The following is a 14,357-nucleotide window of genomic DNA, read 5'->3' on the forward strand; positions in this document are numbered from 1 at the left end:
CTGATGCATTCAACCCAGCACTGAGCGGGCGATGATTTCTTTCATGATTTCCGAGCTTCCTGCAAATATTCTGGACACCCGAGCGTCCAGGAAGCGCTGACAGATCTCGTACTCCTGCATGTAGCCGGCGCCACCGTGCAATTGCACGCCCGCATCCATTACTCGGGCTTCCAGCTCGCTGGTAACGAGCTTGGCCTTTGCCGCCGAGTGGGCCGAAAGCTCGCCGGCATTGTGAAGATCGACGCAGCGGTCGACATAGACTTGCGCCACTTCCAGGTCAGCTGCCAAGTCAGCGAGGGTGAAACGGGTGTTCTGGAAATCGGCAATTTTTTTGCCGAATGCGCGTCGTTCATTGACGTAATCCCGTGTCAGGGCGAAGCCGCACTGGGCATTGGCCAATGAACCTACCGCCGAGATCAGCCGTTCTTCGACCAGCGAGGCCTTCAGGTACTGAAGGCCCAGGGCGCTGTCGCCCAGGACGTTTTCCTTGGGTACCCGCACCTCGTTGAAAAACAGCTCTGCAGTGTCTTGAGCGTGCAGCCCCATCTTCTCCAGTTGGCGCCCGCGCTCGAACCCTGGCATGCCCCGCTCAACCAGGAACAGCCCGATCTGCCGGGGGTTCTCAGGGTTGGTCTTGGCCGCCACGAGTACCACGTCCCCATTGATACCGTTGGATATGTAGGTCTTGGCGCCATTGAGCAGCCAATGATCGCTGCGTTCCTGCGCGCGGGTTTTCATGCCCGCCAAGTCGCTGCCCGCGTCCGGCTCCGTCATGGCGATCGCGAGGATGGTCTCCCCGGTCGCGCAACGGGGCAGCCAACGTTGCTGCTGTGCGGCGTTACCGAAGTGTGTGATGTAGGGCGCCACCAAGCGACTGTGCAGGGTATGGTAGAAACCCACCTCACCGAAGCGATTGTCCTCCTCAATCATGATCTGTTGATAACGGAAGTCCCACAGGCCGAGCCCGCCGTGCTCTTCATCGGCCCACACCAGCAGGAAACCCAGTGCGCCCATCTTTTGAAACATCTCTCGAGGCACGATGCCGGCTTGGCGCCAGGCCTGCTTGTTCGGTTGAACCTCTTTTTGCAGGAAAGCCCGATAGGCCTCACGGAAGATGTCATGTTCGGTGCAAAAGCCCAGACGTTGCATTAGCGCCTCCCTAAAGCGGGGGCAGCGCTGCCCCCATATTGGTTCACCAGAGCTTCCAGGTATAAAGCACGTTTACCCGGAGATCGTTGTTGTCACGGAACGTGGCCGCTTGGGTAAAGTTGTTGCGGTACCATGCATGACGGACCTTGAAGCCCAGGCCCTGGAGGGGGCCTGATTGAATGACATAGGCTATTTGCGCCTGGCTTTCACGTTCAGACAGGCCGCTGCCCCCCATACGCTCGGGAAGTTCGATGTTGTCACCGCGCATGTGCCAAAGCATGGCGGTAAGCCCAGGTATGCCAGCCGCAGCGAAGTTGTAGTCGTAACGGACCTGCCACGTGCGCTCCTTCGTATTGAGGAAGTCGGTGGCAATCGCCCCCTCCACGGTGGGAGACGGCTCACTGCGCCCCATGTAAGGCTGGGCGGTGTCACCGAACAGGGCCATGTAGCCGGTGCTGAAGGTGTGGCCGCCCAAGGCGTAGCGGAACACCACGCCGTAGTTGTCGTTATCCACCTTGCCGGCCTTGGCGGCGCCATCCTCCGTCGATTTCACCCAGCGGAAATCGGTTTTCAAACTGCCGGGGCCCAAGGGTAGGTCATGGACCAGCCATACATAATCCTGGCGATAGATGTCGTTGAGCGTGGCGTGGTAGTAGCTGGCAGTGAAATTGGGCGCGACATTGTATTTGCCCCCGACGTAGCTGAAACCGCTTGAGTCGACATCGAGGAAGCGACCGTTCTGGGCTGTCACACGAATATTTTCATAGTTGCTCGAGTCACGAAACTTGATGCGATCCAGGTACCCGCCCAGCAAGGTGAGCTTGTCGATGTCCTCTGACTGAAACGTGGTGCCCTGGAAGGTCTGAGGCAGCAACCGTCCGGGGCTCGAGTAGGCGACGGGTAGCAGGAGCACCATCCGTCCATGATTGAGCTTGGACTTGGCGAAGCGCATCTTGGCAATACCGCCGAAAGTGCTGAAATCGTCTTCGGCTCGCCCCTTGGAATCGACCGGTAGCAACTGCGTACCGGCGCGATGAGGGGCGGAGTCCAGTTTGATGCCCGTCATGCTGCTGAGATCGAGGCCAAAGCCAATCGGGCCTTGCGTATAACCGGATTTGAAGTCGACGGTGACGCCTTGCGCCCACTCACGCAACTCACGCTTGAGCGCAGGGTTTTGTGGGTCTTTGTAGTCCCGATCCATGTAGTAGTTGTGCAAAAGCACGCTGGCACTGCTGTCGGTGAAGAAACTGCTCTGAGCCTCGGCAGCGAGTGACAGGGGTAGTGTGGACATCAGCAAAGCTGCTGTTCGGAAACTCATGTGAACACTCCAATATTTATTCTTGTGTGGAGGTCATGGTCATCACGACGACCATGGGAGGGCGCCGTGTCAGTCTCTTTGAGCACTCATCATCAGGCCGAAATTTCGCCGCGCGAACAGGAAACCCAGGAATGCAACGGGGCCGATGATCGCTGCCATGGTGGCCAGTGCAGAGGCGATGGCGGTAGGTCCGGTGAACACCCGATCGGCAAGCAGGCCGCTAAGGAAAGGCCCGACGGTGTAACCGAACAGGTTGATGACCAACAGGTTCACGGCTACGGTCCGCGCCCTGAGGCGGGAAGGGCTGATCAACTGCATGCCCAGGCATGTCATCACCGAGATGCTGGGAAGAAACATCATGCAGCACCCGAACGCAGCGACAAGGAGCCAGTACTGGTCGAGCAGAAGGCCTGCGATGATGGCTGGAACCGGGATCGCGATGCAGAGCAGAAGCACCAGCAAGATGCCATCCTGGCGGCCGGCCTTCTGAACCTTGGTAGCGAGCCAAGGCAGGCACAACGTACCCAACACAGACGTCGGCAGGCCTACCGAGCCGAACACAAAGCTTGCATGTGACGCCGTCAGGTCATGCAGTCGCACCAGCAGGGTCGGCGCCCAGGAGATCACCCCCAGCGTAAGGGAAGAAATCATCCCCACGGCAATGAAAAACGGGATGAACATGCTTTTGTGGTCGTTCAGGAACGGCACCAGCGCGTCTCGCCCAACAGCAGTACTTTCGGCCGGGTGCGACTCAACGCGTGCGGGCTCGCGAACGGTGAAGGCGAACAGTGCAATCATCAGGAAGCCTGGCAGGCTCACGGCAAGTAAAGTGAAGCGCCAGGCCTCCATGTCTGGAAACAGCTGCTGAGCACCGGCATATTGGTACACGGCGCCGCCAATCAGGAACGCACCGGTTGCCATTATGTTGCCCGTTGCCATGTATAGGCTGGTTGGGAGCGCTCTTTCCTTACGCTGGAACATGTCACCGATCAGCGACATTGCAGCAGGCGTGAGCACGGCTTCACCGATAGCGACACCCGCTCGGCAAATGATCAATGTGGTGAAGTCGACGGTGAATGCCGAGGCAGCAGTCATCATGGACCACAGCAACACGCCAGCGAGAATGATCCTGACACGGTTGCCCTTGTCGATCAGGTAAGCGACCGGTATGCCCGCCACGGCATAGAGCACGGCAAAGCCTGCGCCCAAGAGCAGCCCCATTTGCGTATTGGTCAGGCCCAGACTTTGCGTTACCGGCTGCGCGACAGCAGAGAGAATGAACCGGTCGACCATCGAAACGGCATAGAAAATCATGAGACAACCCAATGCGTACCAGCGCCCTGGGTGAACCTTGCTTTCAACATAGGGTAAAGACGTGCTCTGCTCGTTCATTGCGTAAACCCTGTAGTTATTGTTGTTGGATCTGCTAAGTGCCCGGGGCCGTTAGTCCTACCCGGTAGGCCGTGAGACAGCAAGTGAGGCGCGCCGCCGCGGGCCCGGCGGCGAGAGCGAAGTGCCCGCGAAGGGGGGCGCCGTGCGTTCAGTCTATGGAGTGCAGGGGGAGGAAAAATCGTCCCAAGAGACGATTTTTCCGGCCGCATCAGGAAACGAGCCCGAGCCGCCGAGCGACTGCCAGCGCGTGATTGCGACTGGTGGTTTCAAGCTTGGCGTTGATGTTGCGAAGGTGGGTGCGCACAGTGCTTTTGGACACGTGAAGACGATCAGCCAGGTCCAGATTGGAGCAACCCTCGGTCAGCAAAGTCAGCACTTCGATTTCTTTGCGCGTAAGCGGCTCGGCCAAGCCCGCACTCGGCTGCTCAACCTCTTGTTTGTCCACGAGCGGACCAAAATCGACCAGTAATCCTCGAAGGTAATCCGACAGCAGAGGGTTGCGTATCCGGCGAGTTTCGTAGGCATGTTTGAACTCAGCAATCACCCTCGCCAACAGCGGGCCTTCGTCAAGGATCGTGCGCTGGTAGCCTTCACTCGCGGCAAAGGCCAGGGCGTCCTCCAGCACCGCATGCGCCGCGAGAATATGATCACATCGGTGCAGGGCGAGCGCCTTGAGCAACTGCAACACCAGCGCGCGTTGTCTACGGCCTGATGTACCTGCCTCATCCAGGTCTGCATCGACTTGTTTCAATGCCGCCACTGGGTCGCCAAAATGAATCTCCCACCTCAAGCGTGCCAAGCGCAGGTAGTGGCTGTCGTGCGCTAACAAACGCTGCCGACATTCCCGCGACCATATCTCCGGATTATCTGCCCTGGCCAGCTCATCGAGCGAAGCGTTGGCCTTGCCTTGGATGAGGAGGATTTTGGCTCGCTCCAGTTGCGCAGCTGCCACGACCCTGGAGAGTTTTCGGCCATGCCCCAGGTATTCAAGTTCTGTCAGCGCTCGCAGTGCTGTGTCGAGGTCCTGATCGATCACTGCCGACCTGGCTTTAAGCAAATAGATGAGAATCAGGTGGTCGGGTATGCCCACCTCTCGGGCCAGTGGCAGATAGACATTGACCAGGTGTCGGGTTTTGACCAGATCATTGGCCTCATAGACTGTTGCCGTGTAGAGGACACCTGCCCAGGCGTTGCCATGTGCGTGTTTGTTGCAGTTGGCCTGGGACGCATCGACCGCAAGGCGGAACCGAGCGGAGGCGTGCCGCAGGCGACCGTGCAGCAGGTCGATCAAGCCCTCGGTCGTTTCTGAATACATGCGATTGAATGGGCTTTCACCGCCATGCAGGCGCCGCGCAGCATCTAGCATGCGTTGTGCATCGCGTGCGTTGCCAATGATCAGGGTCTGGTGGGCGATGGCATTGAGCAACGTGGCACTGGCGAAATTGTGGCCTGGCTCCATGTGTTCCAGTGCTAGTCGCCCAACGTTCACGGCCTCCTCGCATTGGTCCTGCATACCCAGCAGTGTGGGATAGAGCGCGGCCCCATGGTTACGTACCCATGGCTCGGAGCTGTTCCGCCAATCCAGATTATTCAACTGCTGATGCGCAAGATGGGCACCTTCTGTCAGCGCTGTCGCCCAGATCGACATCATGTGCAGGATAGGGTGGGCTTTGAGCAATGGCAGCGAAAAGGCGCTGAACCAGCGTTTCAAAAGCCGCATTCGGCCCTGCTCGAGCAGTGTTTCCCCGTGCTGCTCAAGCAGGTTGATCGCCTGCCCGAAGGCATTGCCGAGCAGGGCGTGGTCGATGGCGAGCACCGCTTGGCCATGCGCTTGATACCACTGAGAGGCGCACTGATGCAGTGCCGCGCGGCTTTCGGGGGCTTCGCTGGCGAGTCGGTCACGCAGGAACTCGGCGAAAAGGGCGTGGAAACGCCATTGGCCGGTGATGGATTCGATGGGTATGACCAGGCCCTGGGCATGCAGGCGTGCAATCATCTGCCGGCTGTCAACGCCGTCGTGCAGCGCATTGCACAGCGCGACATTGAAGGATTTGACCACGCTGATGCGCAGCAGAAAGCGCCGAGTAGCGGCGTCCTGCTCGGCTAACACCACCTCACTCAGGTACTGAGCTACCGTGCCGGTGGACCCGGAGAATTGCGCGATGAAATCGATGCGGGACTCGGTGCGTCTCAGGGCGATCGAGGCCAGCCACAAGGCCGCTGCCCAGCCTTCGGTTTTCTTGTGCAGGTACTCAAGATCCTCCTGCCCAAGGTGGCCGTCTGGAAACTGGGCATTGAACAAGGCGAGGCATTCATCCAGGTCAAAGCGCAGCTCACCACTACCGATTTCGGTCAGGCGCCCGCCGACTCGCAAGCGCGAAAGCGCCATCGAAGGCGTAATGCGCGTGGCTGCGAACAGGTAGGCGCGGCGCGGCAGGTGCTGGGCAATTTCTTCTATCAGCTCCAGTACCGCGGTTTCGTTGACGGCCTCCAAGTCATCGATGAACAGTGCGAAAGGGCCGTTGTGCGTGGTCATGCTGGTGATGGCGTCACATGCCGGGCGGGCGATATCCAGGTACCTGACAATTTTTTCCAGCCGGCTCAAAAAGGTCGGCAGATCATTGTCGCTAGCGCTGGCGGTGAGCCAGGCGCTGGCAATGCCTTGTGTGGACAGCTGCTCGAAGGCTTGCATCATGGCTGTGGATTTTCCGAAACCCGCAGGAGCGCTCAACAACACGAATGTGCCGCCGGCCTGGTTCAGCATCGGCAATATACGGTTGCGGCGAACATGAACGGGCGGAAGGACCGGACCGCCAAAACCTGGATCTGAATCGGCATTGGGTTTGAGCATGATTCACAGCCTCCCAGCTTGGATCGGGTTTCTGCCCTCGGTTCAGCCCATCAGCGCGGCGCAAAGCCCTTGGTCAGCAAATCGACCATCTGCGCAGCCACTTCCTCTCGGGATTGCGTACCGTCCGGCGAGAACCACCGCGCTGGCCAGTTCAGCGCGCCGGCCAATGTGAATGCCAGCATTTTGGAGTCGCAAGGCGCGATCGACTCGTCTCTGATCGCCTCCTCGATCAGCCCGCGCATGGCCTGGTCGATTTGGCTTTTCAGCGCTCTGAATTTGGTCCGGCCATCTTCCGACAAGGCTTCGTCCCCGGTGCGGATCACGCAACGGCCGAAGTCATCCATGTTGATTTCGGCGTAACGCTTCAGGTAGTTGCGCAGTCGATCAATGCCTGTTCCTGGTTCCTGCCGGGCCGATTCTGCCGCTTCGATGAGCTGTTCCAGACCATGCACCACGCAGTGCAGCAACACCTGCTCCTTGTTACCGAGGTAGTGATAGATCGTGGGCTTCGAAATGCCCAGGCTGGTCGCAACATCTTCCAGCAGGGTGGCATGGAAACCACGCTCATTGAAGATACGCACAGCAGCGCGCAACACGGCTTGGCGCTTGGCTTCGCGCTCGTTCTGCTTCTGCTGGGCTGTTTGAAATGGGGAAGTTTCTGTCACGTTTGTTTTTCCAGTCAGAGTTGGAGTGCTGAAAAAGCGGCATGGCTAGGCGAACCAGCGCAGCCACCTGATGGAAACCACAAGGCGGTTGGCCACTTCGTATTTTTCATCATGCACAACCTTGACAGCGGCACAGTGTGAATTCTAGCCTACTCACGAGTAGGTGGTCTACCAAATGGTTTTTGACCGCTGAATGAGTGACATGAATTCAAAACAACAAGCAGGGGATGTGCCCGAATGAATATTCATGGTGTGGCAGCGGTGGTAACAGGCGGAGCTTCAGGCCTGGGCGGGGCGGTGGTGGCGAGGCTGGCGGCGGCTGGAGCGAGGGTTGCGATCATCGATCTCAACGAAGAGCTAGGCCAAGCTCATGCCCGCGCAACGGGTGGTCTGTTCATCAAGGCCGACGTCACGGATGAACAAGCGATCGAGCATGCACTGGAAACCGCTGAGGGGGTGCATGGCAAAGCGCGTATTCTGGTGAACTGCGCAGGTATCGGGCCGCCCGCCAAGGCTATCAACCGTGAAGGCAAGGCGCTTGCCCTTGCCGACTTCGCGCGCATCGTCAACATCAACCTCAACGGTAGCTTCAACGTATTGTCGAAGTTCGCTGCGCGGCTGCACGCGGTCGAGCAGGCAGAAGAGGAGCGCGGCGTCATCATCAACACGGCGAGCGTGGCGGCATTCGATGGCCAGATTGGTCAGCCGGCCTATGCGGCTTCGAAGGCCGCTATCGTGGGCATGACGCTTCCCCTGGCCCGCGAGTTCGCCCGCTACGGCATCCGGGTGATGACTATCGCTCCCGGTATCTTTCTTACGCCGCTGCTGGCCTCGTTACCGCAAGAGGCTCAGCAGTCACTCGGGCAGCAGGTCCCATTCCCCAGTCGTTTGGGCCAGCCTGAGGAATTCGCCCAATTGGTCCAGTCAATCGTTGAGAATCCAATGCTCAACGGAGAAGTGATTCGCCTGGACGGCGCAATTCGGATGGCTGCCCGATGAGTGTCGACGATCTGCCGTTGGCGACGGCGATTGCTGATCGCGTGGAGCGGTTCGTGCGTGAAGTAGTGGTGCCCTATGAGCAGGATCCACGCCGTGACCATCATGATTGCCCAACCGACGAGCTTGTTCTGGAGCTCCGCGAAAAGGCCCGTCAAGCCGGCGTGCTTACGCCTCACATCTTGGCCAACGGCAGTCACCTGAGCCAGGCTGGCACTGCATTGGTTCTGGCACGCACCGGGTTGTCGCCGCTTGGGCCACTGGCATGCAATACCTGCGCTCCGGACGAGGGCAACATGTATTTGCTGGGCAAAGTGGGCAGCGACTTGCTCAAGGAGCGCTTCCTGGCACCACTGGTGGCCGGAACCGCGCGCTCAGCGTTCTTCATGACCGAGCCGGCGGAAGACGGTGGTGCGGGTTCTGATCCCTCGATGATGCGCACCACTTGTTCCCGTGAGGGTGCCCATTGGGTCATCAATGGGCGAAAAGCGTTCATCACCGGCGCGCAAGGTGCTCAGATCGGCATCGTGATGGCCAAGGCGCAGGAGGGAGCGTGCATGTTCCTGGTAGCGCTGCCTGATCCTGCGATACGTATCGAGCGCATCCCACGGACCATCGACAGCTCAATGCCTGGCGGGCATGCCGTTGTCACGCTGGACAACCTACGTGTTCCTGCCGAGCAGATGTTGGGTGAGGCCGGTGAGGGGTTCCGCTATGCCCAGATCAGGCTTGCCCCGGCCCGATTGTCCCACTGCATGCGTTGGTATGGCGCCTGTCTGCGCGCGAACGAAATCGCTACTGACTATGCCAACCGCCGGATGGCGTTTGGCAAGCTGTTGATCGACCACGAAGGCATGGGGTTCAGCCTGGCGGAGAACCTGATTGATCTGAAACAGGTCGAGCTGATGATCCAATGGTGTGCCGGCGTACTGGATAGCGGGGCATCGGGCGGCAACGAGAGTTCGATGACCAAAGTGGCTGTGAGCGAGGCATTGATGCGGGTGGCGGATCGCTGCGTACAGGTGATGGGAGGTAGCGGCGTTACCGGTGACACCATCGTCGAGCAAGTTTTTCGCGAAATACGCGCCTTCCGTATCTACGACGGGCCGACCGAAGTGCATAAGTGGTCACTGGCCAAAATGATCAAGCGTGAATGGACGAGGGCCAGACAATGAACGTGCTCGATCAGCAAGCGAATGCCGGTGCTGGCGTTGTCCGGGCAGACATGGAGGTCGATGAGCAGGCGCTGGCGCGATGGATGCGCGCGAATGTGGAAGGCTTCTCGGGGCCGATGACGGTATTGCAGTTCAAAGGTGGGCAGTCCATTCCGACCTATCAGATCACCACGCCAAGCCACAGCTATGTGCTTCGGCGCAAACCGTCTGGGGTTCTGCTCAAAGGTGCCCACTCGGTCGAGCGGGAAGCGCAGGTGCAGCAGGCATTGGCCACGGTTGGTTTCAGTGTGCCGAAGGTTTTCGCACTGTGCACTGATCCTGCGGTACTAGGCACGCCGTTCTACGTGATGGAGAGGGTGGAGGGGCGGATCTTCTGGGATGCCACGTTTGCGCAAGTCAGTGCGGCAGAGCGGCCGCTGTATTTCGAGGCGATGAACCAGACGCTTGCCAAACTGCACAGCATCGAGCCGTCTGCGGTTGGCCTCGAATCCTATGGCAAGACAGGTAACTACTTTTCGCGCCAGATAAGTCGCTGGACCCGCCAGTACCTGGAAGATGAAGCAGCAGGGCGCAACCCGGACATGGACCTGCTCGTGCAGTGGCTGCCCGAGCACATCCCGGCCGGTGATGAAACGCGAATCGTGCATGGCGACTTCCGCTGCGACAACATGATTTTCCATCCGGTTGAGCCTAAGGTGGTGGCGGTGCTGGATTGGGAGCTGTCTACCTTGGGGCACCCGCTTGCCGATTTTGCCAATCACGCGATGATGTATCGCATGCCACCTGAAATCGTGGCGGGCCTGGCTGGCGCGGATCTGCATAGCCTCAATATCCCCAGCGAGTCGCGCTATGTGCAGGCTTACTGCGAACGCACAGGGCGAAACTCGATACCTGACTGGGAGTTCTACATTGCGTTCAACTTCTTCCGCATGGCGTCGATTTTCCACGGCATCAAAGGGCGCGTGATCCGGGGCACAGCTGCCTCTGCTCACGCACAGGAGCGGGCCAAGAGCTTCCCCTTGCTGGCCAGCCTGGCTCGCAAGGCGCTGGAGGCATGCCGATGAACGATTCAGTCAAGCTGCATGTGTGCAATCAGGTCGCGACAATCACCCTGAACCGACCGCAACAAGGCAACGCCATTGACTTGCCCATGGCTCAAGCCCTGCTCAAAGCGGTAATCACTTGTGATCAGCACGCGAGTGTCAGTAGCGTCGTGTTGACCGGGAGCGGAAAACTCTTTTGTGCCGGCGGCGACCTCGACGCCTTCGTTGCCGCAGGCGACGGTATTGCCGGCTTTCTCAGCGAGTTGGCAGGAACGCTGCATTTGGCGGTTTCCAGGCTCATGCGCATGGAAAAACCACTGGTGGTCCTGGTCAATGGTCCAGCGGCAGGGGCGGGCATGAGTCTGTCACTGGTGGGTGACATCGTTCTTGCCGAAGCGAGCGCGTCATTCACCCCGGCGTATGGGGCCATCGGATTGAGCCCAGACGGTGGTCTGAGTTGGCTGCTGCCCCGGCTGGTCGGGTTGCGTCGAGCCCAGGAAATCATCCTGCTGAACCAGCGTGTCAGCGCTGAACAAGCCCAAGTGACTGGCCTGATCACGCGTGTGGTCAATGAGGGGCAGTTGTGGGCTGAAGGCGTCGAAGTCGCCCAGCGTCTCGCGACGATGAACGTGTCGGCCCTTGGCCGGGTGCGCCAATTACTGCTCGAGACCCATGGTACCTCGCTGGAATCCCAGCTCGAACAAGAGGCCCGCAGCATCTCTGCGCTCGCGAGCCAACCCTATGTCCGTGACAAAGTTGCTGCATTCGTTGCGCAGCGGACCCATAAGAACAAGAAGGAGGTGAGCCATGGCTGATGCCTATATCGTTGCAGCCGTTCGTACCGCTGGTGGCCGTCGTAACGGCAAGCTGGCAGGTTGGCACCCGGCGGACTTGGGAGCCGAAGTGCTGAACGCCCTCGTGGACCGTTCAGGCATCGACCCTGCCGCGGTCGAGGATGTGATTTTTGGCTGTGTCACCCAGGCAGGCGAACAGGCGTTTGCGTTCGCCCGTAATGTGGTGTTGGCGTCGAAGTTGCCGCAAAGTGTTCCGGCAGTGACCATCGATCGTCAGTGCGGCAGCTCGCAGCAGGCTGTCCAGTTTGCCGCTCAAGCGGTGATGTCCGGCGTGCAGGACGTCGTCATCGCCGGTGGCGCGGAGAGCATGAGCCGCGTGCCGATGTTTTCGAACATGTCGTTCCATGAGAAGGAAGGCGTGGGTGTGGGCCCCTTCAGCGAACGCATCAAGCAGCGCTTCGGAGTCGACACGTTCAGCCAGTTTGCCGGTGCGCAGATGCTTGCGGAGAAATACGGCTATGACCGGCTCACGCTGGACCGGTTTGCCTTGCAAAGCCATCAGCGGGCTGCGCAGGCGGCCAACGCAGGAGCGTTCCAGCAGGAGATCGTTGGCCTGGCGGTCGAGGACGGCCTGCACCTGGTGGACGAAGGTATCCGTTTTGACGCATCGCTTGAAGGCATTGGCGCGGTGAAGCCACTTGTCGAAGGCGGTGTCGTCACCGCGGCGAATGCCAGCCAGGTATGTGATGGTGCCTCAGGTGTCCTGGTCGTAAGCGAGCGAGCGTTGAAACTGCACGGTTTGACGCCCATTGCTCGAATCGTCGACATGACCGTGACTGCCGGCGATCCGGTCATCATGCTCGAAGAGCCAATTTTCACCACACGCAAGGCCTTGAAGCGGGCCGGCATGAACATCGCGGACATCGACCTGTATGAAGTCAATGAGGCGTTTGCCCCCGTACCTTTGGCATGGCTTGATGCGATCGAGGCAGATCCTGAGCGCCTGAACGTGAACGGCGGCGCCATCGCCTTGGGTCACCCACTGGGCTCATCCGGAACCAAGCTGATGACCACTTTGATTCATGCGCTGAAGGCGCGCGGCAAGCGCTACGGCCTGCAAACGATGTGCGAGGGTGGTGGCGTGAGCAATGTGACCATTCTGGAGGTGCTCTGAATGGCTTTCAAGAATCGCGTCACAGAGCTCCTGGGCATCCGCCACCCCATCGTTCAGGGCGGCATGATGTGGGTCGGCCGCGCCGAACTGGCCAGCGCGGTGTCCAATGCCGGTGGGCTTGGCACCCTGACGGCCCTGACGCAACCGACTCCCGACGACTTGCGTCGGGAGATCGAGCGCTGCAGGAGCATGACCGACAAGCCCTTCGCGGTTAACCTGACGATCCTGCCTTCCGTAAACCCTCCGCCGTACGCCGAATACCGTCAAGCGATCATCGAGTCGGGCGTGCGTATCGTCGAAACCGCGGGTAGCAAGCCCCAGGAGCATGTCGAGGTTTTCAAAGCGCACGGCCTTACCGTCATCCATAAATGCACCGCCGTGCGTCACGCGCTCTCGGCGCAGCGCATGGGCGTTGACATTATCTCCATCGACGGTTTCGAGTGCGCAGGGCACCCGGGCGAGGATGATATTCCAGGCCTGGTCCTGATTCCTGCCACCGCCGACCAAGTCAGTATCCCTATCATTGCCAGCGGCGGTATCGGCGATGGTCGCGGGCTGGCTGCGGCGATGGCACTGGGTGCAGAGGGCGTGAATATGGGGACGCGTTTCTGCGCGACCCGCGAGGCGCCCATTCATGACGCGATCAAGGCGTTTCTGGTGGATAACGACGAGCGCGCTACCAACCTCATTTTCCGCCGCTTTCACAATACTGGGCGCGTTGCGCGAAACAGCGTTTCCGACACTGTCGTGGACCTCTCGAAGGCGCCGGGCGCGACCTTTGAAGATATCCGCAGCTACGTCTCAGGTGCCCGCGGCCGCGAGGCGCTGGAAACCGGCAACCTGGATGCCGGGCTGATCTGGGCCGGCCAGATTCAGGGCCTGATCCGCGATGTACCGACTTGTCAGCAATTGCTGGATCGCATGGTGAGTGACGCCCAGGACATCATCCGCAAGCGCCTTGCGGGAATGCTCGATCATCTGCTGGAGAGTGCATGATGAATTACCAGTTTATCGATGTTGTACATGAGGGGCATCTTACGCTCATCACGCTCCAGCGCCCCGAATCGCACAATGCCCTGAATTTTGGGGCGCATGAAGAGCTTCAGCTCGCCTTTGATGACTTCGCCCGCAGCGATGATCAGTGGGTTGCCATTATCACCGGCAGTGGCAGCAAAGCGTTCTGTGCAGGGCATGACCTGAAACAGCAGGCCACCAATGCCAACCTGGGCACACCGGCAAGCGGTTTCGGCGGTCTTACCGGGCGTTTTGACATGAATAAGCCAGTGATCGCCGCCGTCAATGGTGTGGCAATGGGCGGCGGCTTTGAACTGGCATTGGCGTGCGACATCATCGTTGCCGCACAGCATGCGGTGTTTGCGCTGCCGGAAGCCAAAGTCGGGCTCGCTGCCCTCGCCGGTGGCATGCAGCGGTTGCCCAGCCTGATCGGCTTGAAGCAAAGCATGGGAATGTTGCTGACGGGGCGTCGAGTGAGCGCCAGTGAAGGCCTGCAGCTGGGTTTTGTGAACGAGGTGGTGGACGGCGATGTGCTGGCTGCCGCGCGCCGCTGGGCCGACGATATTCTGGCCTGCAGCCCGCTCTCGGTGCGGGCCACCAAGGCCACTGTACTCCGAGGGCTTGAAGTGCCTTTGGCGCAGGCTCTGCATGAACAGTGGGATTACCCAGATGTGCAGACGATGCTCAATTCGCAGGACGCGGTAGAAGGCCCTAAAGCCTTTGCTGAGAAACGCCCACCAAGGTGGCTTGGGCGCTGATTGACCGTGATGTGCTAGCCAACAACGA

Annotated in this window: 12 protein-coding genes; 7 read left to right on the forward strand and 5 right to left on the reverse strand. The window is 59.7% G+C overall.

Annotated features, from left to right (window positions below):
* Positions 1 to 9: 9 nt before the first annotated feature.
* The 5 genes from DMX11_RS08370 to DMX11_RS08390 form a co-directional block, all read right to left on the reverse strand.
* Positions 10 to 1,149 carry an acyl-CoA dehydrogenase family protein gene (locus DMX11_RS08370; protein WP_110744065.1) on the reverse strand — a complete coding sequence of 380 codons (1,140 nt, stop codon included), beginning with the start codon at positions 1,147 to 1,149 and terminating at the stop codon, positions 10 to 12.
* 43 nt (positions 1,150 to 1,192) lie between these two features.
* Positions 1,193 to 2,440 (reverse strand): OprD family porin, encoded by a 1,248-nt coding sequence (locus DMX11_RS08375; RefSeq protein ID WP_110744066.1) that lies wholly within the window; start codon positions 2,438 to 2,440, stop codon positions 1,193 to 1,195.
* Positions 2,441 to 2,536: 96 nt separating this feature from the next.
* Positions 2,537 to 3,859, reverse strand: a complete 1,323-nt coding sequence (locus DMX11_RS08380) for an MFS transporter (protein WP_110744067.1) — start codon at positions 3,857 to 3,859, stop codon at positions 2,537 to 2,539.
* A 208-nt stretch (positions 3,860 to 4,067) separates the two neighbouring features.
* Positions 4,068 to 6,710: a LuxR C-terminal-related transcriptional regulator gene (locus DMX11_RS08385; protein ID WP_110744068.1), complete on the reverse strand. Its 2,643-nt coding sequence runs from the start codon at positions 6,708 to 6,710 to the stop codon at positions 4,068 to 4,070.
* A 50-nt stretch (positions 6,711 to 6,760) separates the two neighbouring features.
* Positions 6,761 to 7,375 carry a TetR/AcrR family transcriptional regulator gene (locus tag DMX11_RS08390; RefSeq protein WP_218278953.1) on the reverse strand — a complete coding sequence of 205 codons (615 nt, stop codon included), beginning with the start codon at positions 7,373 to 7,375 and terminating at the stop codon, positions 6,761 to 6,763.
* 237 nt (positions 7,376 to 7,612) lie between these two features.
* Here DMX11_RS08390 and DMX11_RS08395 point away from each other — a divergent pair, with 237 nt between their 5' ends.
* From DMX11_RS08395 to DMX11_RS08425, 7 genes are read left to right on the forward strand one after another with little or no spacing between them, the layout of a single operon-like run.
* Positions 7,613 to 8,374, forward strand: coding sequence for an SDR family NAD(P)-dependent oxidoreductase (locus DMX11_RS08395; RefSeq protein ID WP_110744070.1), 762 nt, complete (start codon positions 7,613 to 7,615; stop codon positions 8,372 to 8,374).
* Complete coding sequence (locus DMX11_RS08400; protein WP_110744071.1) at positions 8,371 to 9,546, forward strand: acyl-CoA dehydrogenase family protein; 1,176 nt, start codon at positions 8,371 to 8,373, stop codon at positions 9,544 to 9,546. Before DMX11_RS08395 ends, DMX11_RS08400 begins: the two co-directional genes overlap by 4 nt.
* Positions 9,543 to 10,610: a phosphotransferase gene (locus DMX11_RS08405; RefSeq protein ID WP_110744097.1), complete on the forward strand. Its 1,068-nt coding sequence runs from the start codon at positions 9,543 to 9,545 to the stop codon at positions 10,608 to 10,610. The genes DMX11_RS08400 and DMX11_RS08405 overlap by 4 nt, the downstream gene beginning before the upstream one ends.
* Complete coding sequence (locus tag DMX11_RS08410; protein ID WP_110744072.1) at positions 10,607 to 11,404, forward strand: enoyl-CoA hydratase/isomerase family protein; 798 nt, start codon at positions 10,607 to 10,609, stop codon at positions 11,402 to 11,404. Before DMX11_RS08405 ends, DMX11_RS08410 begins: the two co-directional genes overlap by 4 nt.
* Complete coding sequence (locus DMX11_RS08415; protein ID WP_110744073.1) at positions 11,397 to 12,557, forward strand: acetyl-CoA C-acetyltransferase; 1,161 nt, start codon at positions 11,397 to 11,399, stop codon at positions 12,555 to 12,557. Before DMX11_RS08410 ends, DMX11_RS08415 begins: the two co-directional genes overlap by 8 nt.
* A complete protein-coding gene (locus DMX11_RS08420; RefSeq protein ID WP_110744074.1) occupies positions 12,558 to 13,553 on the forward strand; it encodes a nitronate monooxygenase family protein in 996 nt (331 codons plus the stop codon).
* Positions 13,550 to 14,329: an enoyl-CoA hydratase-related protein gene (locus DMX11_RS08425; RefSeq protein ID WP_256590542.1), complete on the forward strand. Its 780-nt coding sequence runs from the start codon at positions 13,550 to 13,552 to the stop codon at positions 14,327 to 14,329. Before DMX11_RS08420 ends, DMX11_RS08425 begins: the two co-directional genes overlap by 4 nt.
* Positions 14,330 to 14,357 lie beyond the last annotated feature (28 nt).

It is taken from the genome of Pseudomonas sp. LB-090624 (assembly GCF_003205205.1).
In the GTDB taxonomy this organism is placed as follows: domain Bacteria; phylum Pseudomonadota; class Gammaproteobacteria; order Pseudomonadales; family Pseudomonadaceae; genus Aquipseudomonas.